Raw genomic sequence first — 24,885 nt, 5'->3', positions numbered from 1 at the left:
TTCCCTACTGCTGCCTCCCGTAGGAGTCTGGGCCGTGTCTCAGTCCCAGTGTGGCCGATCACCCTCTCAGGTCGGCTACGCATCGTCGCCTTGGTGAGCCGTTACCTCACCAACTAGCTAATGCGCCGCGGGCCCATCTGTAAGTGTCAGCGAGAAGCCGACTTTCAGCTTTCCCTCATGAGAGGAAAAGGATTATCCGGTATTAGCATCGGTTTCCCGATGTTATCCCAGTCTTACAGGCAGGTTGCCCACGTGTTACTCACCCGTCCGCCGCTAACCAAGAGGTGCAAGCACCTCAGGATTCGCTCGACTTGCATGTATTAGGCACGCCGCCAGCGTTCGTCCTGAGCCAGGATCAAACTCTCCATGAAAGTTGATATAGCTCATTTGTTACGTTGGCTTCATTTCAATCAAGAAACGAAAAATATTGTTTGTTGACATTTTTGTTTGTTTAGTTTTCAAAGATCAATTTTTACTTCATCACCAAAAGCGACTTTATTAATATATCATCTTTATTTGCATAAGTCAACATAATATTATTTTCCAATGTGAATATAATATAAATTGTTGCCGACTCAAATGAGTATACCAGAAGTATTAGGCTGGGTCAATAAAAAAAGAGGAACGTTTGAATGTTCCCCCTTAAAGTTATCTATCCCGCAGTAACGGGCAGTAAGACCCCCATTGATGGAGGCTTCACTTTATTCCTCATCTGATGGAATGATTGTATCTAGCTCAGATGCTTCAATTGTTTCTGCATCTTCACCTTCTTCTATTGCTATCTGTTCTTCTTTTTCAACCTTAGCTACAGTTGCAACGTATTCATTCTCACTTTCTTTAATGCTAATTAATTTAACACCTTGTGTATTACGGCCCATGCTTGAAATACTTGCTACATCAATTCTAATTAAAACACCGCCAGTGGTTATAAGCATCAGATCTTCTTCGCCTGTTACAGCTCTCATAGATACTAGGTAGCCATTTTTCTCAGTTACGTGGCAAGTCCTAATCCCCTTACCGCCTCTTCCTTGTATACGATACTCAGCTGATGGGGTACGTTTTCCGTATCCATTTTTAGTAACAATCAGGATATCATTATTCTCTTCCAGTACCTCCATACCGACTACTTCATCGTCACTATCCAAGGTTATTCCTTTTACACCAGTAGCTGTTCTTCCCATTGATCTTACGTCTGTTTCAGGGAATCTAATCAGCATACCCTTTTTCGTTCCAATAATGATATGTTTAGTTCCATCTGTTAACTGAACAGATATTAATTCATCACCTTCTCGAAGACTTAGGGCTATCAATCCGTTATTACGAATGTGTGCAAATGAAGTTAGCGGCGAACGTTTAGAAATCCCTTCACGAGTAGTAAAGAATAGGGACCATTCATCAACGAATTCCTCAACAGGAATAATTGCATTAATCCATTCTCCCTTTTCTACACCAAGGAGATTAATAATTGGCAGTCCTTTTGCTGTACGGCTGTATTCTGGAATTTCGTAACCCTTCGCACGATATACTTTTCCTTTGTTCGTGAAGAATAAAATCGTATCATGTGTTGAAGTAGTAATTAAATGTTCAACAAAATCATCCTCGTTTGTCCCCATTCCTTGGATACCTCGTCCTCCACGTCTTTGAGCACGGTATGTAGACACTGGAAGGCGTTTGATGTAGCCGTTATGAGTAAGCGAGATAACAATGTTTTCTCGTGGTATGAGGTCTTCATCCTCGATATTTTCAATCCCGCCGGTGACGATATCTGTACGCCTCTTATCGTTAAAGCGTTCTTTAATTTCTATTAATTCCTCACGTATGATTTCGAGTATTTTTTCTTCATCAGCTAAAATTGCTTTTAATTCACCGATCAGCTTCATTAAGCTTTGGAACTCTTCTTCAATCTTTTCTCTTTCCAATCCTGTTAAACGCTGTAGGCGCATATCGAGAATAGCCTGAGCTTGCTTTTCAGAAAGATTGAATGTGGTCATCAATCCTTCACGGGCAATATCCGCTGTTTGTGAGGCTCTAATTAATGCAATGACTTGGTCGAGATGATCGAGTGCAATTCTTAAACCATCTAAAATGTGAGCACGTGCCTCCGCTTTACGGAGTTCGAATAAAGTCCTTCTTCGGATAACAACTTGTTGGTGGTCAAGATAGTGAACTAAACATTGTTTAAGAGTCAGAACCTTTGGCTGACCATTAACTAGAGCCAGTGTATTGATTCCAAAACTTGTTTGCAGTGCTGTTTGCTTATATAAGTTATTTAGAAGGACGTTGGCATTAGCATCTTTACGGACTTCAATGACTATTCTCATTCCATTTCGATCCGATTCATCTCTTAAATCGGTAATACCTTCAATTTTCTTATCCCGTGCTAATTCAGCAATTTTCTCAATCAATTTCGCTTTATTTACTTGGTAAGGAATTTCATTAACGATAATGACTTCTTTACCATTAGATTTTTGTTCAATTTCAACCTTGGCTCTTATCGTAATGGAGCCTCTTCCGGTTTCATATGCTTTACGAATACCGCTTCGTCCAATAATGATACCGCCTGTAGGAAAATCTGGGCCAGGGATAATTTCCATTAACTCCTGTGTCGTAATTTCTGGGTCTTGGCTCACAGCCAATACGCCGTCAATAATCTCACCGAGCTGGTGTGGAGGAATATTTGTTGCCATCCCTACCGCAATACCTGTTGTACCATTTACAAGAAGGTTAGGAAAACGCGCTGGCAAAACCACAGGTTCTCTTTCTTCACCATCATAGTTATCTTGAAAATTAATCGTATCTTTATTAATGTCTCTTAATAGTTCCATAGAGATTTTGGACATACGTGATTCTGTATAACGCATCGCTGCAGCTCCGTCACCATCAACCGAACCAAAGTTTCCATGTCCATCAACAAGCATATAGCGGTAGTTGAAGTCTTGGGCCATACGTACCATTGTTTCATAAACGGCAGAATCACCATGTGGATGGTATTTACCGATTACATCTCCAACGATACGAGCAGATTTTTTGTAAGGTTTGTCCGAATGCATTCCGAGATCATGCATAGCATAAAGAATACGGCGATGAACTGGTTTTAAACCATCGCGAACATCCGGCAGTGCACGTGAAACAATAACACTCATTGCGTAATCAAGAAAAGAAGACTTCATTTCTTGACTAATATTAATTTCTCTTACCTGAGGATTTGGTGTATCAGCCATATTTGGTACCTCCTAATTTGGTGACCTAACTTTATTAGGGCCACCTCTTGAACTAGATAAACGAAAAAAGGAGGATAGTGGTCTACCCTCTATCCTTTTTATATATCTAAATTCTTAACGTATTGTGCGTTTGCTTCTATGAAGTTACGGCGTGGTTCAACTTTATCACCCATTAACATTTCAAAGGTTTCATCTGCTTCAATTGCATCTTCTAGACTAACCTGAAGCATAGTTCTCGTTTCTGGATTCATTGTTGTATCCCACAATTGTACAGGATTCATCTCTCCTAAACCTTTATATCGCTGGATATTTGGTTTTGGACTTGCTGGAAGTTCTGAAAATATCCTGTCTAATTCTTTATCGTTATAGGCATATTCTATTCGTTTACCCTGTTGAACTTTATAGAGTGGGGGCTGTGCAATATATACATAACCCGCTTCTAGAATTTGTCTCATATAACGGTAAAAGAAAGTTAAGATAAGTGTTCGAATATGAGCACCATCAACATCGGCGTCCGTCATGATCACGATTTTATGATAACGAGCCTTAGAAATATCAAAATCTTCACCAATCCCCGTACCTATCGCTGTAATCATGGCCCTAACTTCGTTATTAGAAAGAATTTTGTCTAAACGAGCCTTTTCAACATTAAGTATTTTACCTCTTAATGGTAGAATTGCTTGGAAATGACGGTCACGTCCTTGTTTGGCAGATCCACCCGCAGAGTCACCCTCAACGATATATATTTCACTAATTGCAGGATCCTTAGATGAACAGTCAGCCAATTTCCCAGGTAAACTCGAAACTTCCAGTGCGCTTTTTCGACGAGTTAATTCTCTTGCCTTCTTCGCAGCTAGTCTCGCCCGTGCAGCCATAAGACCTTTTTCAACGATCTTTCGAGCTACAGTTGGATTTTCTAATAAGAATTTATCAAAATGGCTTGCAAACAACTGATCTGTAATCGTTCTTACCTCTGAATTACCAAGTTTTGTTTTAGTTTGGCCTTCGAACTGCGGATCAGGATGTTTAATTGAGACAATCGCTGTAATTCCTTCGCGAACATCTTCACCTGAAAGATTAGTATCATTCTCTTTAATCAAACTATTTTTACGAGCATAGTCATTAATAACCCGTGTTAAAGCTGTCTTAAAGCCAGATTCATGTGTTCCGCCCTCATAGGTATGAATGTTATTTGCAAATGAGTATATATTATCTGTATAGCCTTCGTTATATTGAAGTGCTACTTCAACGCTGATTCCATCGCGCTCGCCCTCAATAAAGATTGGTTCATCATGAATAACTTCCTTGGTACGGTTTAGATGCTCAACATAGGATTTAATTCCGCCCTCATAGTAATATTCATTATGTTTGTTTTCAGCCCGCTTATCTACAATTGTAATTTTAATGCCACGATTTAAGAATGCAAGTTCACGCAAACGTGTCGCTAAAATATCATACTCGTACTCAAGTGTTTCCGTAAAAATTTCACTATCTGGTTTAAAACGGGTAAACGTACCTGTTACCTCTGTTGTACCGATCATTTTGATGTCAGCAGCAGGTACACCTTTTTCGAATTTCTGGTAGTGGATATTTCCATCTCTATGAACGTAAACCTCTAACTCTGTGGAAAGGGCATTAACAACTGATGCTCCAACACCATGAAGTCCACCAGAAACCTTATAACCGCCGCCGCCAAACTTACCTCCTGCATGGAGAACCGTCATAATCACTTCAAGAGCTGGTCTGCCAGTTTTCTCATGAATACCAACGGGAATACCGCGGCCATTATCTTTTACTGTTATACTATTATCTTCTTCAATGCTGACGTTAATTTCATCGCAATATCCAGCTAACGCCTCATCGATACTGTTGTCTACAATTTCCCAAACAAGGTGATGTAGGCCCTTTGCACTAGTTGAGCCAATATACATTCCCGGTCTTTTCCGTACAGCTTCAAGTCCTTCAAGAACTTGGATTTGATCCGCACCATATGCTTGTTCGTCGATTGTTTTTTGTTCCATCGTCAATTCAATTCACCCGCACTTTCTTAGTGAAAAATAACTCTATATTTTAAATAAGGGTTTCAATATTCTTGAAAATACATTTGATTAGATCGTTTCTTTAAGGTTCCGGAAGCAATCGGGGATAAGTATACTTTCTCTTGGGTGACAACGACCGATTTAAAGGGGTTTTTCGATAGGTTTATTAGTTTTTCTTCATGATGCTTTAGAAAGTCACTGATGGAATCCGAAGAATTCACAGAACCTTTATCAAGTATCATAATAATATCTTTTGCCCTGATATTAAGATCTTCCCCAATATGAATATACACTCTTCCACCTCAATTTACTTTATTGATAATACCAGAGGATACTTCATATGTTGATGCCTCTTTTAATGTTTGATGGTGAATCCCATCAACATTTGTAGTGGTCACAAACGTTTGGACCCTCCCTTGAATGGTATTAAGCAGATGTGACTGACGGTAATCGTCTAATTCCGATAAAACATCATCAAGAAGCAAAATCGGATATTCACGAATTTCCGAATGAATTAATTCAATTTCGGCAAGTTTAACAGAAAGAGCGGTTGTTCTTTGCTGACCTTGTGAGCCGAATGTTTGTACATCTCTTCCGTTAACAAAAAACAATAAATCATCACGATGTGGTCCGAAAAGGGTAGTTCCTCGTTCGATTTCTCTCATTCTAACTTTACTGAATTTTTCTTCATAACTTGCTTTCATTTTCGACAAATCTTGGTCTTCTAATACATCAACAGAAGGTTTATAGGTAATTTCTAACGTTTCGAGGCCTCTAGATATCCCATTATGAATGGGTTTTGCCCATTCTTGCAGCATCCTAAGGAATTGAAAGCGCCTCATGACAATTTTCACGGACATTTCTATAAACTGCTCTGTTAGTATTTCGAGCATCGTTTGGTCATTTTGCTTCTTAATCTGCATCATTTTTAAAAAATGATTGCGTTGTTGAAGTATTTTTTGATATTGACTCATATCATGTAAATAAATTGGCGAAACCTGCCCAATCTCCATATCAATAAAACGGCGTCTCACTTGCGGACTACCTTTAACTAGATTTAAATCCTCTGGTGCAAACATAACAACATTCATGTTTCCAACATATTGACTTAATTTTTGCTGTTCCATGTGGTTGCATTTAGCCTTTTTACCCTTTTTCGAAATAATTAATTGCAAAGGTAGTGAGCTATGCTGCTTTTGAATCCTACCCTCAATTTTAGCATAATCTTGGTCCCAGCGAATTAAATCTTTATCATTTGAGGTTCGGTGGGATTTTGCCATCGCTAGAACATAGATTGATTCCATAACATTTGTTTTTCCCTGAGCATTTTCACCCAGGATGACATTCACTTTATTTTCAAATTCAACAGATAATCGCTCATAATTGCGATAATCCTTTAATTCAATCTGTTCAATATACATTTAACCGACATCATCCTTTAGTTACTCGGTTATTAAAAATTCCCCAAAGCCGGCAATTTGAATTTTATCTCCAGCACGAAGCTTTCTTCCTCTTCTCTGATCCTGCTCGCCATTTATAAAAATTTCATTTTCACTTAAAAACCACTTAGCCATTCCACCTGATTGAATGACGTCAGCCAACTTAAGAAATTGTCCTAACGTAATATACTCCGTTTGCAGCTGGATTTTTACAGTCAATGTTCATCACTCATTTCTAAAATGGTCTCAATACTTTATTTTACTAAAAAACTTTGCCAGATACAAAGGAAAGTAAAAAATAAAAAGAAAGTCACCCATTTAAGGAGACTTTCTTAAGCTTCTAATACGTTCGTACAGGCAAAATCAACTGTAATGTTGTTTCATCGTGAAGTGGACGAATTAAGAATGGCCGCATTGCACCAGTGAAGCTGACCTTAACGTCCGTACCTTCTAATGCTTTTAATGCATCCATCATATATTTTGCACTAAAAGAAATCTTTAAATCTTCACCATCAATTGATTGACTTTGAATTTCCTCAACAACCTTACCAACCTCAGGTGTATTTGATGAAATTTCAATTATGCCGCCTTCAATTGTTGAGAACTTAACAACATTGTTCCTGCCTTCACGGGCAAGCAGCGATGCACGATCAATAGCGTGAAGGAATTCCTTTGTATTTACTGTAACATCTGTTTTGCTCTCATTTGGAATTAATCTAGATGTATCTGGATAATTGCCTTCTAATAATCTGGAGAAAAACAATAAATGCTTTGCTTTAAATAAAATTTGATTTTCTGTAATCACAATATCAATTAACTCATTTGTATCATCAATAATTTTACTAAGCTCATTAAGACTTTTTCCTGGAATAACGACATTATAGCTGTCATTATTTTCAATCTCTATTTTTGCCTTTCTTAGGGCAAGACGATGACTATCTGTTGCAATACAGGTTAATTCGCTATTTTCTATCTTCCAGTTTACACCTGTCAAGATGGGGCGCGTTTCTGAGGTCGAGACGGCAAAAAAGGTTTGACGAATCATTGTTTTTAAAAGATCTGTAGCAATTTGAAATTTATTATTTTCTTCAACTTGTGGAAGGTGAGGGTATTCTTCTGCATCAAGGCCATTCAAATTAAACTCTGATTTTCCAGAGCGAATAACAGTTTGCAATGAACCCAACACCTCGATTTCTACTGAATCAGTTGGCAGCTTCTTTACAATTTCACTAAAGAATTTTGCTTGAAGAACAATTGAGCCCGGTTGTTTAATCTCAACTATTTCGTCTCCAGCTTCCTCTTTTGGGATAAATGATTCAATTGAAATATCAGAATCACTTCCCGTTAAAGTAACACCATCATGAGCTGCTGTGATTTTAATTCCTGTTAAAATTGGAATCGTTGTTCTTGAAGTGACAGCCTTCATAACATCTTGGACGCTTTGAACGAGGCGGTCTCGTTGAATAATAAATTTCATAAGATAATCCTCCATTTTCAGGATATTTTTATCCTTTGGAATAATTGATTTTTAACAGCATATATTAATATATTTTTTAAAAGAAAAAGAGTAGAAGTACTAGTAGGCCCTGTGATTATGTGGATAACTACATTTTAACAAAGGAAACACAGTCTATCCACATGTGGATAGACTGTGTATAAATAGGTGAAAGTTATTCACAGATTGATTAAAGTTTTAACATCTCATTTAACTCTTTCATTTGCTTTTGTAATTGTAAATCTGATTGAAGAAGCTTAGAAATTTTTTCATGAGCATGAATGACAGTCGTATGATCTCGGCCGCCAAACTCTTCACCGATTTTAGGAAGCGAATAATCTGTCAGCTCACGAGATAAATACATCGCAATTTGTCTAGGGAAAGCAACTGATTTTGTACGTTTCTTCGCTTTAAAATCTTCCAGTTTCACGCTGAAATGTTCCCCAACTATTCGTTGAATATCAAGAATAGTAATGACTTTAGGTTTTGAACTTGGAATGATATCTCTTAATGCTTCCGAGGCTAAGTCAGCGTTGATATCTTTATTTATTAAGGAAGAGTATGCAACAACTCGGATTAATGCACCTTCGAGCTCCCGGATATTTGTATCAATTTGATTGGCAATATAGAGCATCACTTCGTTTGGAATATCCAATCCTTCTGCCTTTGCTTTTTTCCTCAAAATCGCAATTCTTGTTTCTAAATCTGGCGGAGTAATATCGGTTATTAATCCCCACTCGAAACGTGAGCGTAAACGGTCCTCGAGTGTTGGTATTTCCCTCGGCGGCCGGTCACTGGAAATGACAATTTGCTTACTTTCCTCATGAAGAGTATTAAAAGTGTGGAAGAATTCCTCTTGAGTTGATTCTTTTCCAGCCAGGAACTGAATATCATCAATTAGTAAAACATCAACATTGCGGTATTTATTGCGGAATTCAATTGCTTTGTTATCGCGGATAGAATTAATGAACTCATTAGTGAACTTTTCAGATGATAAATAAACTACTTTTGCTGCAGGGTTATGATCTATAACATAATGGCCAATTGCATGCATCAAGTGTGTCTTCCCTAAACCTACACCCCCGTAAATAAATAACGGATTATAGGCCTTTGCTGGTGCCTCTGCTACCGCTAGTGAAGCAGCATGAGCGAAGCGGTTTCCGGAACCAATAACAAATGTGTCAAAGGTATACTTCGGATTTAAAATATTTTGTGGAAAATCATGCTGATCCGCATCTCTCTTTGCCTTTTTTGGAGGCGTCGGCATATCCTGATCTTCGTCTTTCTGATTTTGCGGAATAATAAATTTTACAGAAAGCTCTTCTCCGGTAATTTCATAGAGAATACCAGAAATTAACTTGGAATAGCGCTCTTCCAGCCAATCTCGCGCAAATTCATTAGGAGCAGTAATTATAAGTAAATTGCCTTGAAGGGAATGAGCTTTTGTTGACTTTAGCCATGTGTCAAAGCTAGGCTTACTTATCTTTTTCTCGATATCGGCTAGAGCAGCATTCCAAAGATCCGCAATATTCTCCAACGGTTGTCCCTCCTTATCATCGATAATTTATTTCTCTTGTTGCCTTTAGCACTTTGCAGGATTTGTTCTGTCTAACTCCATAAATAAATATATTTTTTCACAAAATATGAGTAAGTATCCTTGTAATATCAATAACCATTTAGCTGCGTATATAATAGTTGTACACGCTGTATAACCTACTAATTTATAAATATACGAAACAATGGTTGTGGAAAACATATAAATAGGAAGTAATGTGGAGTTTCGACAATATCCACCGCCTGTGGACAAGTTTCTGCAGTATGACAGAATAACTTGTCCACAGGTTATCCACAATCTGTGGATAAGAAATAATTGAGACAAAGTTATTAAGAGTGAAAACACAAATATAATATCAAATAAAATCAATAGGTGCAATGCCTTTTCATACTTTATCCACAATGATAACGGTCTGTGAGCTAAACTTGTCCACAGGTAGTGGTTCCTGTGCAAAAACTGTCAATATCATGTGGGACAAAGAAAAAAATGTCGAAAAAATTATCCACAACCAAAATGAAATAGTAAAACTGGTTCACTGTACATATTAAAAGAAAAAAGAAAAGCAGCCGTAAATTTCATTTTTACTCCGGTAGGTTAATCCAGATTTTTAAAACTGATCGGGACAAAAAGGAAGAAATTGCAGACAATAATTTGAAGAGTGGTTGACAATTATATGGGTACGTCCTTATAATAAGTAGGACTGTCTGAAAACAATTCTGATAGCTATTCCTCAGGGAGGTGTCATATAATGAAAAGAACGTATCAACCAAATAAACGTAAACATAGTAAAGTTCACGGTTTCCGTAGTCGTATGAGCACAGCAAACGGACGTAATGTTCTAGCTCGCCGTCGTCAAAAAGGAAGAAAAGTATTATCAGCTTAGGCCACTGAAACGTCAGTGGTCTTTTTTCTCATAAAAAAGGAAGTCCCAACTAGAATGAAGGTGTTTTTTTATGAAAAAAGAATTACGTATTAAGAAAAACAAAGAATTTCAAGAAGCCTTTCAAAAAGGGCGCTCATTTGCAAATCGTCAATTTGTTGTCTATGTTCTCACAAAAGAGAATCAAGAGGATTTTCGAATTGGGCTTTCTGTAAGTAAGAAAATAGGGAATGCTGTCATGAGGAATCAAATCAAGAGATACATAAGACAAGCTGTTTTTGAGTTATCGGACCAACTTACACCTGGACTTGATTATGTCATTATTGCCCGCAAACCTTTGGCTGAAATGGACTTCTTTGAATTGAAGAAGAGCTTAATCCATGTTCTTAAGGTCGGGAAAGTCCTTAAAAAGAAATGAATCCGTGAAATATTAGAAACCAGTGATAAATTTCCTGTGTTTTGGAGACAAAGTATTTATAAAGATGTTAAAATACCTATGGAATGACTCCGATGTAGTTTGTCTATACATAAAGGTTCATTACACTTTAATTATATTTAACATTTTCAAGGAGGAAATTTCGGTTGAAAAAACGAATATTACTTTTGCTTGGTATCGTTTCAGTATTCCTATTTCTCACGGGTTGTACTGAAATTAATAAACCAATTGATGCAGAAAGTACAGGCTTTTGGAACGAATATATTGTTTACCCCTTATCTTGGCTGATTGTAAAAGTTGCTGAATTGCTATTTGGAAGTTTTGGTTTATCAATTATCGCCGTTACAATTATCATTCGTCTAGCGATCTTACCACTCATGATAAAGCAGACTAAGAGTTCAAAGGCAATGCAGGCATTGCAGCCTGATATGAAGGCACTTCGTGAAAAATACAGTTCAAAAGATCAAAAAACACAGCAAAAATTGCAACAGGAAACAATGGCACTTTTCCAAAAACATGGAGTGAATCCTATGGCCGGCTGTTTCCCGTTAATCGTACAAATGCCAATCTTAATTGGTTTTTACCATGCAATCTCAAGAACAAGAGAAATTGCTGAGCATAGTTTTCTATGGTTTGACTTAGGAGATAAGGATCCACTTTATCTTTTGCCGATTATCGCGGGTATCACAACCTTTATTCAGCAAAAAATGATGATGGCAGGACAAGAGCATAATCCACAAATGGCTATGATGCTTTGGATGATGCCGATTATGATTGTCGTTTTTGCGTTTAACTTCCCAGCTGCTCTTTCATTGTATTGGGTAGTAGGAAACCTATTTATGATCGTTCAAACTTATTTTATTAAGGGGCCGGATCTGAAGAAGGCTTCAGCGACCGGTAACGCGGGGGGAGCAAAAAAGTGAAACAAGTAACTGCTACAGGACAAACTGTCGAAGAAGCAGTAGAAGCAGCTTTAGCTCAATTACAGACAACAAAAGACCGCACAGATGTAGATATTATCGATGAAGGTAAAAAAGGTTTTTTTGGTATTTTTGGTTCTCGGCCAGCTGTAGTCAAGGTTTCCGTAATCATTGATCCGATTGAAGAAGCACAAAAGTTCCTCATCCATGTAAGTGAACAGATGGGGGCGCCAGTAGAAATCGAAGTTAAACGTGAGGGGAAACAAGTTTACTTTGTTCTTACAGGTGAAAAAATTGCGCTTCTAATTGGAAAAAGAGGGCAGACCTTAAATTCTCTTCAATATCTGACACAGTTAGTCATTAACCGTTTCTCTGATCAATATCTAAACGTGATTCTAGATGCAGAGGATTACCGAAATAGAAGAAATGAAACTTTAATGCAATTAGCACATCGGCTTGCTCAAAAAGCAGTTAGGACTGGAAAAGATGTTGCATTAGAACCAATGCCTTCGTATGAGCGTAAAGTAATTCATACCGCTTTATCTGAGAATAAGCGCGTGAAAACATATTCTGATGGTTCAGACCCACATCGTTATATTGTGATTTCTCCAATTAAATAGTTACTAAAGACATTCTGCTATTTGTAGGGTGTCTTTTTTTGTCACATTATTAGGTTTTATAGGCTTAAGGCAGTAATTATTTCAGTTCCGGTGTTTTATTGTTATTCACATGTGGATAAGTTAAAATAATACTTGTAGATTTTAATGTTGTGGATAAATCGGATTCAAAAAGATGGTTTTTCAAATAAAAACATTGTATTCTAATTTTTTGGAGTAAAATTTCGGATTTTATATAGATTATCTTTAATAAAAGAGTGGTGAAGGAAATGGAATTTGATACAATAGCAGCCATCTCGACTCCTATGGGTGAAGGAGCGATTGCGATTGTCCGTTTAAGCGGCGATGATGCAATTAACATCGCAGACCGCATATTTCGGAGTATAAGTGGTAAAAGGTTGACGGAAATGGCTTCCCATACCATTCATTATGGACACTTAATGGATCCTAAAAAGGAAGAAGTAATAGAGGAAGTAATGGTTTCTGTAATGAAAGGTCCAAAAACCTTTACAAAAGAGGATGTAGTGGAAATCAATTGTCACGGAGGCATTGTATCCGTTAATAGAGTATTGCAGCATGTATTAGCGTTTGGTGCGAGACTTGCAGAGCCAGGAGAATTTACAAAACGTGCTTTTTTGAATGGGAGAATAGACCTATCCCAAGCAGAAGCGGTAATGGATTTAATACGGGCAAAAACGGACCGCGCGATGAATGTGGCATTAGGACAAATGGAAGGGCGCTTATCTAGATTAATTCGCGGCTTACGCCAAGAGATATTAGAGATTCTAGCCCATGTTGAAGTGAATATTGATTATCCTGAATATGATGATGTGGAAGAAATGACCCATAAAATGCTGATGGAAAAAGCAGTGTATGTCCGGGATGAACTAACGAAACTGTTGCAGACCTCTCAGCAGGGGAAAATTTTGCGAGAAGGTATATCTACGGTGATTGTCGGGCGTCCTAATGTAGGGAAATCTTCACTATTAAACAGTCTTGTTCAAGAGAATAAAGCAATTGTTACTGATATTCCAGGGACAACCCGCGATGTGATTGAAGAGTATGTTAATGTACGGGGCGTTCCATTAAGGTTACTTGATACTGCTGGTATCCGTGAAACGGAAGATATTGTAGAGCGGATTGGTGTCGAAAAGTCGCGTCAAGTTCTCAAAGAAGCCGATTTGATTCTTTTAGTATTAAATTATGCTGATCAATTTACAAAGGAAGATGAAAATCTGTTCGAAGTTGTGAAGGGAATGGATGTCATTGTCATTGTTAATAAAACAGACCTCACGAAGCAAATTGATATGGAGAAAGTGAAACAGCTTGCCTCAGATCATAAGTTAGTGACAACCTCCTTATTAGAAGATCGAGGTGTAGACGAGTTAGAAGAAGCCATCGCTTCATTATTTTTTGCAGGGTCGATTGAAACAGGTGATATGACATATGTATCGAATAGTCGTCACATTGCTTTAATCAGTCAAAGCTTAAGGACAATTGAAGAAGCAATCGAGGGAGTAGAAATGGGAACGCCAATAGATATCGTTCAAATTGATTTAACAAGATCTTGGGAATTACTCGGTGAGGTCATTGGAGAAAGTGTCCATGAAAGCCTAATCGACCAGTTATTTTCACAGTTCTGTTTAGGAAAATAATCGATGTAAACTATGATATCCAATAGAGCAAAATAAAAGGACTCAAGGTTATGTTAGATACAGGAAGTAATGGTTGTAGAAGGAGGAACATAATGACTTACGAAGCAGGTAATTTTGACGTTATTGTCATTGGGGCAGGTCATGCGGGCAGTGAGGCTGGCCTCGCGGCGGCCCGCATGGGCGCCAAGACGTTAATGATCACCATTAACCTCGATATGGTCGCATTTATGCCGTGTAATCCATCTGTTGGCGGACCAGCCAAGGGAATCGTAGTACGCGAAATTGATGCACTTGGTGGGGAAATGGGAAAAAATATCGATAAAACACATATTCAGATGAGGATGCTAAATACAGGGAAGGGCCCTGCAGTGCGTGCCCTAAGAGCGCAGGCAGATAAGTTTGCCTATCAACATGAAATGAAAAAGACCATTGAAAATACACCAAACTTGACGTTACTTCAAGGAATGGTCGAAAAATTAATGGTTGAAAACGGCGTTTGTGTCGGTGTCATCACGCAAACAGGTGCAATGTATCGTGCCAAGACGGTTGTGATTACAACCGGTACCTTTTTACGCGGGGAAATTATTTTAGGTGAACTCAAATATTCAAGTGGACCTAATAACCAGCAGCCATCGATTAAATTATCCGAACATCTAGAAGAGCTAGGATTTGAATTAGTCCGTTTTAAAACAGGAACTCCTCCACGAGTTAACAGTCATACGATTGATTACAGTAAAACTGAAATTCAGCCTGGTGATGATGTTCCAAGAGCTTTTTCATATGAAACAACTAAGTATATAACGGATCAGCTTCCATGCTGGTTAACATACACTTCTGAACAGACCCATTTATTAATTGACCAAAATCTTCATCGTTCACCAATGTATTCTGGGATGATCAAAGGTACAGGCCCACGGTACTGTCCTTCTATTGAAGACAAAGTAGTCCGTTTTAACGATAAACCAAGACACCAAATCTTCCTTGAGCCTGAGGGTAGGCACACACAGGAAGTATATGTCCAAGGTTTATCAACTAGTCTTCCGGAGGATGTACAACAGCAAATGCTTAAAACGATTCCTGGCCTTGAGAATGTCCAAATGATGCGTTCTGGATATGCTATCGAGTATGATGCAATTGTTCCCACGCAGCTTTGGCCTACTCTTGAAACCAAGGTAGTTAAAAATTTATATACGGCAGGTCAAATAAATGGCACCTCCGGCTATGAAGAAGCAGCAGGCCAAGGCTTAATGGCTGGTATCAATGCTGGTTTGAATGCACTGGGCAAAGATCAACTGGTGTTAAGTCGCTCGGATGCTTATATTGGTGTGTTAATTGATGACTTAATTACCAAGGGGACAAATGAACCTTATCGCTTATTAACTTCAAGAGCAGAGTACCGGCTATTACTCCGTCATGATAATGCTGATCTAAGGTTGACGGAAATTGGCCACCAGATTGGGCTAATACGTGATGAGCGTTATCAAAGATTTCTATTAAAAAAAGAAGCGGTTGAAGTGGAAAAAAACCGATTAGCAACGATTATCCTAAAGCCAACAAAAGAAGTTCAAGAACTGATCAGGAGTATCGGCGGCAGTGAATTAAAGGATGGTATTCGGGCTTCAGATTTACTAAAGAGGCCAGAAATGAACTATCAACTGTTAGAGCGTCTAACTACGAGTGATGTCGAATTAGATCAAGATACAAAAGAACAGGTGGAAATTCAAATAAAGTATGAAGGCTATATTGAAAAGTCACTCCAGCAGGTTGAACGTTTAAAGAAAATGGAGAATAAAAAAATACCTGAAAATATCGATTATGATGCAATTAATGGACTAGCTACAGAAGCAAAACAAAAGCTTAAGCTAGTTAAACCATTGTCCCTTGCACAGGCATCGCGGATCTCAGGTGTAAACCCTGCTGATATTTCAATTCTTCTAATTTATTTAGAACAAGGCCGCATCGCAAAAGTATCTAATTAAGAAAAAAACAGTTTGAGTATAAAAAATCACATTCTAATACCTCGCTCTTGAGCGAGGTCTGCTTTTCGTAAATTTCTGTTGCTAGTAGAGTATACAAAACGAGTGAGGAAGTTTTGCTGATGAACATCGAACAATTTAAAGATATGCTATCAGAAAAGGGGATTACTCTTACTGATAAACAAATGAACCAGTTTGAAAAGTACTACGAAACCTTAGTTGAGTGGAATGAAAAGATGAACTTAACGGCAATCACGGATAAGGCGGATGTGTATTTAAAACACTTTTATGATTCCATCTCTGCATCGTTCTATTTTGATTTAACCAAGCCTGTCCATTTATGTGATGTCGGAGCAGGTGCTGGATTTCCAAGTATTCCGCTCAAAATTGTCTTTCCACAACTAGAAGTAACCATTGTTGACTCATTGAATAAACGAATTTCCTTTTTAAATCATTTAGCAAATGTCCTAGAATTAGACAAGGTTCATTTTGTACATGATCGTGCTGAAACCTTTGGGGTTAATCTGAAACATCGTGAATCCTATGATATCGTGACCGCACGAGCAGTTGCGAGGATGTCTGTATTGAGTGAGCTTTGTATTCCGCTGGTAAAAGTAGGTGGTTATTTTATCGCGATGAAGGCGGCACATGCAAATGAAGAAATGGCTGCTGGTGAAAAAGCGATTACTACCCTCGGGGGAAAGTTAGAGGAGAAGTATACTTTTACACTGCCATTGGAAGAGAGTGAACGAAACATCTTGGTTATAAAAAAGGAAAAACAAACTCCAAAAAAATATCCGCGTAAACCAGGTACGCCAAGTAAAATGCCAATTGAATAAAGTGCGGTACAAATGAATTTTTTTGTTTTATAATGAGGTTTGGCAGGAAGTTTTTATAGGGATGGCGAATTAGTATTAGGGAGTTTCGTAAAGGTGGTGTTGGGGATGAAGAATTCGTTTTCACGCTTTTTTGGCCTCGGCGAAAAGGGAGATCAAAAGGTTGAATTTGAAGTTGAGGCTGAGCTCGAGAATGAGTTAGAAATGGAAAAAAATGATGAAATAAAAAAGATACCAATTGATCGGATTGTTCCAAACCGTTTTCAGCCTCGTACCGTATTTAATGATGATAAAATTGAGGAATTGTCACGGACCATTCATACGCACGGAATCATTCAGCCAATTGTTTTAAGGCAGTATGAAGGAGATCGCTACGAGATTATTGCCGGCGAGCGCAGATGGCGGGCAATGAAAAAGCTTGGTTGGTATGAAGTACCAGCAATTATTAAAAATTATACCGATACAGAAACAGCATCTGTTGCTTTGATAGAAAATCTGCAGCGTGAAGAGCTATCACCAATAGAAGAGGCAATTGCTTATGGTAAATTACTTGAGCTTCATAATCTAACACAAGAAGCACTTGCTCAGCGGCTCGGAAAAGGACAATCGACTGTTGCAAATAAACTAAGACTGTTAAAATTACCGCAGCCGATTCAAGAATCATTGTTAAACAAAATGATCACTGAACGTCATGCCAGATCACTGATTCCTTTAAAAGATCCTGAAAAGCAAGTAATGATTTTAGGTGAAATTATTGAGAAGAATTTAAATGTTAAGCAAACCGAGGAAAGAGTTGTCAGATTGCTTGAGCAAAAGAATCAAAAGCCGAAGCCGAAGAGAAAGGCCTTTAGCAAGGATATGAGAATTGCCGTCAATACAATCAGACAATCACTAACAATGGTATCAGACAGCGGGATTAACCTCGACGCCGAGGAAGAAGAATTTGAAGAATACTATCAATTTACAATCAAAATACCAAAGAAAAAATAATATAAACTCACCAGAATCCAAACAAACCAAACGTTTGGTTCTTTTTTTTCCTCGTGTATTAGGACTTCCGCAAAAATCCTATGTTGAATTCAAAAAAATACTGGTAAAAAAGGTAAATACTTGTAATGAGCATTCGCTTAATATTTTTAAAAATAAATAACAATCATTCCGTTTCATGATAAAATAGAATGCATGGAAAAATACTCAACTAGCATTCTGCTAAAAATAACAGCTTTGCTAGAGTGCAATAAATATAGATCGAGTTAAAGATAGAAAAAAATAAGGGTAGGTGACATCGTGGGTAAAACCATTGCAATCGCCAATCAAAAGGGCGGAGTCGGTAAAACGACTACTTCTGTCAACCTAGGCGCCTGCTTAGCATACATAGGGAAAAAGGTTTTATTAGTAGACATTGACCCCCAAGGAAATGCAACAAGTGGGATTGGTATCGACAAGGCAGACGTAGAACAATGTATTTATGATGTTTTAGTAGATGATGTGGAAGCAAAGAACGTAATCAAGCCAACATCTGTAGAAAATTTATATGCCATTCCTGCTACGATCCAATTAGCAGGTGCAGAAATAGAACTAGTGCCCACTATTTCAAGAGAGGTCCGCTTAAAGCGAGCACTAGGAGAAGTAAAAGACGAGTTTGATTATATTATTATCGATTGCCCGCCATCTTTAGGCTTATTGACGTTAAATGCATTAACTGCCTCTGACTCTGTTTTAATTCCGGTTCAGTGCGAGTACTATGCATTAGAGGGGCTTAGCCAATTATTAAATACAGTCAGGCTTGTACAGAAACATTTAAATCAAGATTTAAAAATCGAAGGTGTTCTTTTAACCATGCTTGATGCACGGACAAATCTAGGCATTCAAGTGATTGAAGAGGTTAAAAAATATTTCCAAGATAAAGTTTATAAAACAATCATTCCAAGAAATGTGCGTCTAAGTGAAGCTCCGAGCCATGGTGAACCAATCATTAATTATGATTCTAGGTCCCGCGGGGCAGAAGTATATTTAGATTTAGCAAAGGAAGTGGTCTCAAATGGCTAAAGGTTTAGGCAAAAAAGGCTTGAATGCGTTTTTTAACAATATCGAAGCCAGCAAGGAAGAATCAGTCCAAGAGATCCCAATTAAAGAACTTCGTCCAAATCCTTATCAGCCGCGTAAAGTCTTTCAGCAAGAGGCAATAGATGAATTAAAAGAATCAATCCTAGAGCATGGAATCTTACAGCCGCTTGTAGTGCGAAAAAGTATTAAAGGCTATGAAATTGTAGTCGGTGAAAGACGATTCCGTGCGGCAAAGGAAGCTATGCTTGAAACTGTCCCTGCAGTGGTGCGTGAATTGTCAGAGCAGCAAATGATGGAGTTAGCAGTTTTAGAAAATCTCCAGCGGGAGGATTTAAACCCGATAGAAGAGGGCCTTGCCTACCAAACATTAATGGAGAAATTAAAGCTTACACAAGAAGAGGTAGCCAAGCGTTTAGGAAAAAGCCGCCCTCATGTAGCGAACCATATCCGCCTCCTTTCACTTCCTGCAAAAATTCAAGATTTGATTTACCAAGGGAAAATTACAATGGGGCATGGCCGAGCATTATTAGGATTGCGACAAAAGGCCAAATTACCAGCATTGGTAGATAAGATTATCACTGAATCACTTAATGTCAGACAGCTAGAAAAGCTGATTCAACAGCTAAATGAAAATGTTTCACGTGAAACAAAAAAACCAGAAAAGAAAAAAGATGTCTTCCTACAGGAGCAGGAACACTCCCTTCGGGAACGCTTTGGTACAACCGTGACTATTAAACAGTCCAAAAACAAGGGGAAAATTGAAATTGAATTCTTCTCTCAAGATGATTTAGAGCGAATCTTAGCGATGCTAGACCAAGAAGAATCCGTGTAAACCATCAAAAGATGGTTTATTTTTTTCTGAAAAAAAATAGCTTTTCAATGGCTATGAAACATGGTAGTTTAATAGTATTGTAAATTTCGATACTCGAAGAATAGGTGAATAGAAGATGTTTTTACTAGGGACAATTGTGAACGGTTTACTTATAATCATTGGTACAGTTATTGGGATATTTTTACACAAAATACCAGATAGTATGAAAACAACCGTAATGTATGCAATCGGTTTGTCAGTTATGGTCTTAGGCTTGCAAATGGGATTGAAAAGCGAAAACTTCCTCATTGTAATTATCAGCCTGGTAGTGGGGGCAGTAATGGGTGAGTTAATGAAATTAGATGAGAAGCTTAATCAGCTTGGATTATGGATAGAGAAGAAAATTGGCTCAAACGGAAGAGGAAGTATAGCGGAAGGCTTTGTTACGGCTACCTTAATTTTCGTTATTGGAGCTATGGCCATAATCGGTGCACTCGACAGCGGCATTCGTGGAGATCATCAGGTACTATATACCAAATCGATTATTGATGGCTTTACCTCGATTATTTTAACTACAACTCTTGGGATCGGTGTGATGTTCTCTGCTATTCCGGTTATACTGTATCAAGGGTTCATTGCTTTATTTGCTACTCAGATTGACCGGTTTGTTCCACAAATGTTAATGGATCAGTTTATTGTTGAAATGACTGCAACAGGCGGAGTCATGATTTTTGCAATTGGCTTAAATTTAACAGGGATTCTAAAAATCAAGGTTGCTAATCTACTGCCTGGGATTATCGTAACAGGGGTAATCGTAACAGGCTATTATTTCTTCTAACCAACCATATTTATAACAACGAATAAGCAAAAAAATGAGCATTCGGATTAGTCCGAACGGCTCATTTTTTAGTTCGTTTGTTCTTCTTCATTAAGATTAACAAGCTCCTGCCAGCGTCCCTTTGGATGAAGTAAGCTCGCTTGGTATATCCCATTGCTAATCGTTTTTGCCATTTTCATAACCAGGTTTAAACGTGTATTTTGTAAGACGAAAAATTCCATAAATCCACTAACATTTACAATTCCTGTAATATGAATATCTCCTACTGCAGGAAGCTCTTTATTGACTCCTGCACCAGGCTTTACGGGGCCATCACCCAGTTGAATTGCTCCAACATTTTTTAATCTTCCTAAACAGGCGTCAATTCCAATAATAAAGGGATGATCATGCTTTACCGTTATTTCCTTTAAACGTTCTTCTAAATTGACCGCGTGAATGGGTTCATCTAATGTTCCGTAAACATAGAATCCTGTGAGATTCTTATCCTCTAGTAGAGTCCCAACAAGTGGGCCAAGTGAATCTCCAGTGGATCGATCAGTACCGATACAAACAAAAACCACGGGGCGACCGGAAGCGCTAGGGATGGATGAAAGCAATTTCTTGGCAAGATTTTCAGCAGCTTCAAAATCAGTATGAAAAATACGTCCACTGGACCTCAATCCCAAAAAGTTCGCTTTCAGATTCATTCAGTCCACTCCTTCATGAGCTTTTTGATTATTTCTAGATTTTGCGCTGACATAGCTCTTGTATTATTCTTTTAACAGTATACGGAAAATACAGGAAGTCTATACATCTTGCATGTAAGTTCTTTTTAAGTTGAAAAAAGGAGAAATTCACAATACTATAAAGTACAAGGAAAAGTTGATAAGATATATAGTGTAGTAGGGGAAGTTAGAAAGGGTGTTGATATGAGTTCGACAGAAAAGGTTATTCAAAATTTCATAAATAAATTTCAAAATGAAGAAACATGGATGGCAATCGGCGAGGGTTTATTAAAAATTATTGTCATTTTAATCATATCAAAAATCCTAATTAAAATTGGGAAGGCTGCTATTCGCAATATCTTTTTATTAAGAACACGTTCTCCATTAAAGACTTCAGAGCGGAGAGATGAAACACTCGCTCGACTGCTCGATAATGTTCTTACCTATGTAGTATATTTTATTACGGCTATTACAATTCTTTCTGTATTTGCAATCGATGTAAAAGCCTTATTAGCCGGTGCAGGGATCATTGGTTTAGCGGTTGGGTTTGGTGCTCAAAGTCTTGTGAAGGATATCATTACTGGATTTTTCATCATTTTTGAAGATCAGTTTTCAGTTGGTGACCATGTACGAATTGATCAGTTTGAAGGTACAGTTCAAACCATAGGGCTAAGGACGACAAGAATGAAAAGCTGGACTGGAGAAGTTCATATTATTCCTAATGGAAGTATTGTTCAAGTAACTAACTTTTCCTTAAATAATAGCCTTGCTATCATCGATATAGGCATTGCATACGAAGAAGATATTGAGCAGGCAGAGAAGAAAATAAAGGAATTGCTTGAGACATTGCCTGATAAATATGAGGAGCTGGTTAAGGCACCAGAAATACTAGGCGTTCAAAATTTTGGACCTTCAGAGGTAGTATTGCGGATTGTCGCAGAAACTTTCCCTATGAAGCATGCCGCTTTAGGCAGAAAGCTTAGGAAAGATATAAAACAGTACTTAGATGAGAATGGTATTGAAATTCCATACCCTCGACTTGTTATGTACTCAAAGGATTCACAAAATAATAAAGGAATAGGCTTATAAGGAGGAGTGTTCATGGAAGAGAAGGAATATGGACTAAATGATGTCGTGGAAATGAAAAAGCAGCATCCCTGCGGTACGAATCGGTGGAAAATTATTCGCCTAGGTATGGATATTCGGATTAAATGTGAAGGCTGTCAGCATAGTGTCCTTATTCCAAGAAGAGAGTTTTCTCGTAAAATGAAAAAATTACTAGTGAAGCATGAAGAATAAATTCATGCTTTTTTTTTTGACTTTCTGTATTATTCTTAGTAGTAAACAAGAAATAGAGGATGGAACATGGGGGTGGGGGTTTTTATGACAGAAGTACTAAAGTCAGCCTGTCCGTTAAATTGTTGGGATAGCTGTGGTTTTCATGTGACGGTAGAAAACGATCGGGTAATAAAGGTTGAAGGTGATCCTTCACACCCAATTACACAGGGAAAAATATGCGGCAGGGGCAGAATGTTAGAAACAAGGACAAATTCCCCTGAACGATTACGATATCCTTTGAAAAAGATTAACGGAGTATTTAAGCGAATTTCTTGGGAGCAGGCTCTTGATGAAATTGCCTTAAGAATGAGTAACATAAAAGAAAAGTATGGAACAACCTCTGTTTTGCATAGTCATGACTATGCAAACAGTGGAATCTTGAAAAATTTAGACCAGCGCTTTTTTAATGCTTATGGCGGCGTAACAGAGCTTTATGGCTCACTGTGCTGGGGAGCCGGGATTGAGGCACAAAAGTGGGATTTTGGCGATGCATACAGCCATGGACCAGAAGATATTTTTCAAAGTAAAAATATTATTATCTGGGGTAGAAATGTAGCGCGGACCAATATGCACTTTTATGAAAAGCTGCTAGAAGCAAAGAAAAAAGGCGCTAAGCTTATCGTCATTGATCCTCTATTTAATGCAACAGCAAAAATAGCTGATGAATATATTACAATCAAGCCAGGAATGGATGGAATGCTAGCTGCCGGTATAATAAAAGAGATCCTTCGTTTAGGTTTGGACGATCGGGAATTTATTGAGGAGCATTCTTACGGGTTTGAAGATTTAAAAGAATTGCTAAATGATATTTCAGTAGAAAAAGTGAGTGAGATGACGGAGGTCCCTTTAGAAACCATCCGTCTGTTAGCAAAGCTTTATGCTGATAAACCAACTTCCACCTTCATGGGCCTAGGGCTCCAAAGATACAAAAATGGCGGCAATACCATTCGCTTGATTGACGCGCTCGTTGCTGTAAGCGGCAATATTGGACTTAAAGGCGGTGGAGCCAATTATGCCAATTTGCAAGTAGGTCAAAGCTTTGAGGTTGGTGAAATCACACTTTCTGAACGTAGATTAGACCATAGACAATTTTCAATCATGAAGCAGGCAGAGGAAATCTTAACTGCTAAAGATCCAGAAATAAAAATGATTTTTGTGACCTGTGGGAATCCGATCACACAAGTACCTGACTCAAATATAGTAGAAAAAGCTTTTACTTCTGTGGAAACATTAGTAGTCGTTGACTTTTTTTTGACAGATACCGCAAAGCTGGCTGATTATGTACTCCCGACTACAACAGCCTTTGAAGAAGAGGATTTTTATTTTTCTTCGATGTATCATCATTATGTCAATTATGGTCCAAAGCTTGTTTCCGCACCAGGTGAGGCTAGGTCCGATTTATGGATTTGGACAAAGCTGGCAGAAAAATTGGGATTTGGAAATGAATTTAACTTTACTAGGGAACAATGGATGGAACAGTCATTTTCATCATTAGCCGCTAAAGGATTAACCCTTGAAATGCTTAAGGAAAAAGGTACATTAGAGTTGCCTGTGGAAAGAGTGCCCTGGCAAGAGCATAAATTCAAGACACCATCCGGGAAATTTGAATTTACCTCCCAGCTTGGCAAGCAAAAGGGTAATGATGGAATGCTCAAATTATCGGTTCCAGAGGAATCAGTTTGGAGTAATCCTGCACTAGCTGAAAAATATCCCTATAGCCTGTTAACGATTCATCCATTGCGGTCGAATCATTCACAGAATTATCACCTCCTTCCTTCTAAACCGCAGTTAAAGGTTGAAGTAGCTAAAAATATTGCAGATCGATTGAAACTCGAGCAAGGCGATGAAGTAAGAGTTTGGAATGATCGTGGTGAGGTTAGAGGATATACGACGATTTTATCGAAAGCACATCCTAATACGATTAATATAGATGAAGGCATTTGGAAAGAATTTGGCGGCTCCGTCAATAACCTGACCGCAAGCAGTAAATCTGATAACGACCTCGGCAGCACATTATATGATTGTCTTGTTAACCTAGAAAAAATAAACTAACTGGTG

22 protein-coding genes and 1 rRNA gene are annotated in these 24,885 nt (G+C 38.1%); 14 read left to right on the top strand and 9 right to left on the bottom strand.

Annotated elements, in window-relative coordinates:
• From BTR25_RS05850 to dnaA, 8 genes are all read right to left on the bottom strand, one after another.
• Window positions 1-371, bottom strand: a 16S ribosomal RNA gene (locus BTR25_RS05850); the annotation flags it as partial.
• 330 nt (window positions 372-701) lie between these two features.
• Complete coding sequence (gene gyrA / locus BTR25_RS05845; protein WP_075687049.1) at window positions 702-3,221, bottom strand: DNA gyrase subunit A; 2,520 nt, start codon at window positions 3,219-3,221, stop codon at window positions 702-704.
• Window positions 3,222-3,319: 98 nt separating this feature from the next.
• A complete protein-coding gene (gene gyrB, locus BTR25_RS05840) occupies window positions 3,320-5,242 on the bottom strand; it encodes a DNA topoisomerase (ATP-hydrolyzing) subunit B (RefSeq protein ID WP_075687047.1) in 1,923 nt (640 codons plus the stop codon).
• Between the two features lie 62 nt (window positions 5,243-5,304).
• Window positions 5,305-5,553 carry an extracellular matrix regulator RemB gene (gene remB / locus BTR25_RS05835; protein WP_075687045.1) on the bottom strand — a complete coding sequence of 83 codons (249 nt, stop codon included), beginning with the start codon at window positions 5,551-5,553 and terminating at the stop codon, window positions 5,305-5,307.
• A gap of 9 nt (window positions 5,554-5,562) precedes the next feature.
• Window positions 5,563-6,681, bottom strand: a complete 1,119-nt coding sequence (gene recF, locus BTR25_RS05830) for a DNA replication/repair protein RecF (RefSeq protein WP_075687043.1) — start codon at window positions 6,679-6,681, stop codon at window positions 5,563-5,565.
• A 21-nt stretch (window positions 6,682-6,702) separates the two neighbouring features.
• Entirely contained in the window at window positions 6,703-6,918 is a 216-nt protein-coding gene (gene yaaA / locus BTR25_RS05825) for a S4 domain-containing protein YaaA (protein WP_075687041.1), read from the bottom strand.
• A gap of 121 nt (window positions 6,919-7,039) precedes the next feature.
• The gene (dnaN, locus tag BTR25_RS05820; RefSeq protein ID WP_075687039.1) at window positions 7,040-8,176 is read right to left on the bottom strand and encodes a DNA polymerase III subunit beta; all 1,137 of its coding nucleotides are present in this window, start codon (window positions 8,174-8,176) and stop codon (window positions 7,040-7,042) included.
• Between the two features lie 208 nt (window positions 8,177-8,384).
• Entirely contained in the window at window positions 8,385-9,731 is a 1,347-nt protein-coding gene (dnaA, locus tag BTR25_RS05815; RefSeq protein WP_075687037.1) for a chromosomal replication initiator protein DnaA, read from the bottom strand.
• Between the two features lie 766 nt (window positions 9,732-10,497).
• Here dnaA and rpmH point away from each other — a divergent pair.
• The 11 genes from rpmH (at window position 10,498) to BTR25_RS05755 (ending at window position 20,785) form a co-directional block, all read left to right on the top strand.
• Window positions 10,498-10,632: a 50S ribosomal protein L34 gene (gene rpmH / locus BTR25_RS05810; protein ID WP_075687035.1), complete on the top strand. Its 135-nt coding sequence runs from the start codon at window positions 10,498-10,500 to the stop codon at window positions 10,630-10,632.
• A gap of 70 nt (window positions 10,633-10,702) precedes the next feature.
• Entirely contained in the window at window positions 10,703-11,047 is a 345-nt protein-coding gene (gene rnpA, locus BTR25_RS05805; RefSeq protein WP_075687033.1) for a ribonuclease P protein component, read from the top strand.
• Window positions 11,048-11,211: 164 nt separating this feature from the next.
• The gene (spoIIIJ, locus tag BTR25_RS05800) at window positions 11,212-11,988 is read left to right on the top strand and encodes a YidC family membrane integrase SpoIIIJ (protein ID WP_075687031.1); all 777 of its coding nucleotides are present in this window, start codon (window positions 11,212-11,214) and stop codon (window positions 11,986-11,988) included.
• On the top strand, window positions 11,985-12,605 hold the full coding sequence (gene jag / locus BTR25_RS05795; protein WP_075687029.1) for an RNA-binding cell elongation regulator Jag/EloR: 621 nt from the start codon (window positions 11,985-11,987) through the stop codon (window positions 12,603-12,605). The genes spoIIIJ and jag overlap by 4 nt, the downstream gene beginning before the upstream one ends.
• A 266-nt stretch (window positions 12,606-12,871) precedes the next feature.
• On the top strand, window positions 12,872-14,257 hold the full coding sequence (gene mnmE, locus BTR25_RS05785) for a tRNA uridine-5-carboxymethylaminomethyl(34) synthesis GTPase MnmE (protein ID WP_075687025.1): 1,386 nt from the start codon (window positions 12,872-12,874) through the stop codon (window positions 14,255-14,257).
• A 92-nt stretch (window positions 14,258-14,349) separates the two neighbouring features.
• Entirely contained in the window at window positions 14,350-16,236 is a 1,887-nt protein-coding gene (mnmG, locus tag BTR25_RS05780) for a tRNA uridine-5-carboxymethylaminomethyl(34) synthesis enzyme MnmG (RefSeq protein WP_075687023.1), read from the top strand.
• A gap of 119 nt (window positions 16,237-16,355) precedes the next feature.
• A complete protein-coding gene (gene rsmG, locus BTR25_RS05775; RefSeq protein ID WP_075687021.1) occupies window positions 16,356-17,072 on the top strand; it encodes a 16S rRNA (guanine(527)-N(7))-methyltransferase RsmG in 717 nt (238 codons plus the stop codon).
• A 105-nt stretch (window positions 17,073-17,177) separates the two neighbouring features.
• Window positions 17,178-18,059: a nucleoid occlusion protein gene (gene noc, locus BTR25_RS05770; protein WP_075687019.1), complete on the top strand. Its 882-nt coding sequence runs from the start codon at window positions 17,178-17,180 to the stop codon at window positions 18,057-18,059.
• A gap of 297 nt (window positions 18,060-18,356) precedes the next feature.
• Complete coding sequence (locus BTR25_RS05765; RefSeq protein WP_075687017.1) at window positions 18,357-19,118, top strand: ParA family protein; 762 nt, start codon at window positions 18,357-18,359, stop codon at window positions 19,116-19,118.
• Window positions 19,111-19,968, top strand: coding sequence for a ParB/RepB/Spo0J family partition protein (locus tag BTR25_RS05760; RefSeq protein WP_075687015.1), 858 nt, complete (start codon window positions 19,111-19,113; stop codon window positions 19,966-19,968). Before BTR25_RS05765 ends, BTR25_RS05760 begins: the two co-directional genes overlap by 8 nt.
• A 115-nt stretch (window positions 19,969-20,083) precedes the next feature.
• A complete protein-coding gene (locus tag BTR25_RS05755; RefSeq protein WP_075687013.1) occupies window positions 20,084-20,785 on the top strand; it encodes a DUF554 domain-containing protein in 702 nt (233 codons plus the stop codon).
• A 68-nt stretch (window positions 20,786-20,853) separates the two neighbouring features.
• Here the strand turns inward: BTR25_RS05755 and yyaC are convergent, their stop codons facing one another.
• Window positions 20,854-21,471 carry a spore protease YyaC gene (gene yyaC, locus BTR25_RS05750; protein WP_075687011.1) on the bottom strand — a complete coding sequence of 206 codons (618 nt, stop codon included), beginning with the start codon at window positions 21,469-21,471 and terminating at the stop codon, window positions 20,854-20,856.
• 222 nt (window positions 21,472-21,693) lie between these two features.
• On the opposite strand from yyaC, the gene BTR25_RS05745 reads away from it, so the two are divergent.
• From BTR25_RS05745 to BTR25_RS05735, 3 genes are all read left to right on the top strand, one after another.
• On the top strand, window positions 21,694-22,578 hold the full coding sequence (locus BTR25_RS05745) for a mechanosensitive ion channel family protein (RefSeq protein ID WP_075687009.1): 885 nt from the start codon (window positions 21,694-21,696) through the stop codon (window positions 22,576-22,578).
• A gap of 12 nt (window positions 22,579-22,590) precedes the next feature.
• Window positions 22,591-22,788, top strand: coding sequence for a DUF951 domain-containing protein (locus BTR25_RS05740; RefSeq protein ID WP_075687007.1), 198 nt, complete (start codon window positions 22,591-22,593; stop codon window positions 22,786-22,788).
• Between the two features lie 84 nt (window positions 22,789-22,872).
• Window positions 22,873-24,879, top strand: a complete 2,007-nt coding sequence (locus BTR25_RS05735; RefSeq protein WP_075687088.1) for a molybdopterin-dependent oxidoreductase — start codon at window positions 22,873-22,875, stop codon at window positions 24,877-24,879.
• Window positions 24,880-24,885: the final 6 nt, after the last annotated feature.

It is taken from the genome of Bacillus sp. MRMR6, from assembly GCF_001940785.1.
In the GTDB taxonomy this organism is placed as follows: domain Bacteria; phylum Bacillota; class Bacilli; order Bacillales; family Cytobacillaceae; genus Neobacillus.
This window is presented reverse-complemented; position numbering and strand designations above follow the sequence as displayed.

Coding starts and splice junctions, on each gene's coding strand:
- dnaN (WP_075687039.1), bottom strand. CDS start 8,176: ATGAAATTTATTATTCAACGAGACCGCCTCGTTCAAAGCGTCCAAGAT.
- yyaC (WP_075687011.1), bottom strand. CDS start 21,471: ATGAATCTGAAAGCGAACTTTTTGGGATTGAGGTCCAGTGGACGTATT.
- gyrB (WP_075687047.1), bottom strand. CDS start 5,242: ATGGAACAAAAAACAATCGACGAACAAGCATATGGTGCGGATCAAATC.
- rsmG (WP_075687021.1), top strand. CDS start 16,356: ATGAACATCGAACAATTTAAAGATATGCTATCAGAAAAGGGGATTACT.
- BTR25_RS05760 (WP_075687015.1), top strand. CDS start 19,111: ATGGCTAAAGGTTTAGGCAAAAAAGGCTTGAATGCGTTTTTTAACAAT.
- BTR25_RS05745 (WP_075687009.1), top strand. CDS start 21,694: ATGAGTTCGACAGAAAAGGTTATTCAAAATTTCATAAATAAATTTCAA.
- rnpA (WP_075687033.1), top strand. CDS start 10,703: ATGAAAAAAGAATTACGTATTAAGAAAAACAAAGAATTTCAAGAAGCC.
- mnmE (WP_075687025.1), top strand. CDS start 12,872: ATGGAATTTGATACAATAGCAGCCATCTCGACTCCTATGGGTGAAGGA.
- BTR25_RS05740 (WP_075687007.1), top strand. CDS start 22,591: ATGGAAGAGAAGGAATATGGACTAAATGATGTCGTGGAAATGAAAAAG.
- noc (WP_075687019.1), top strand. CDS start 17,178: ATGAAGAATTCGTTTTCACGCTTTTTTGGCCTCGGCGAAAAGGGAGAT.
- recF (WP_075687043.1), bottom strand. CDS start 6,681: ATGTATATTGAACAGATTGAATTAAAGGATTATCGCAATTATGAGCGA.
- mnmG (WP_075687023.1), top strand. CDS start 14,350: ATGACTTACGAAGCAGGTAATTTTGACGTTATTGTCATTGGGGCAGGT.
- gyrA (WP_075687049.1), bottom strand. CDS start 3,221: ATGGCTGATACACCAAATCCTCAGGTAAGAGAAATTAATATTAGTCAA.
- rpmH (WP_075687035.1), top strand. CDS start 10,498: ATGAAAAGAACGTATCAACCAAATAAACGTAAACATAGTAAAGTTCAC.
- BTR25_RS05755 (WP_075687013.1), top strand. CDS start 20,084: ATGTTTTTACTAGGGACAATTGTGAACGGTTTACTTATAATCATTGGT.
- BTR25_RS05735 (WP_075687088.1), top strand. CDS start 22,873: ATGACAGAAGTACTAAAGTCAGCCTGTCCGTTAAATTGTTGGGATAGC.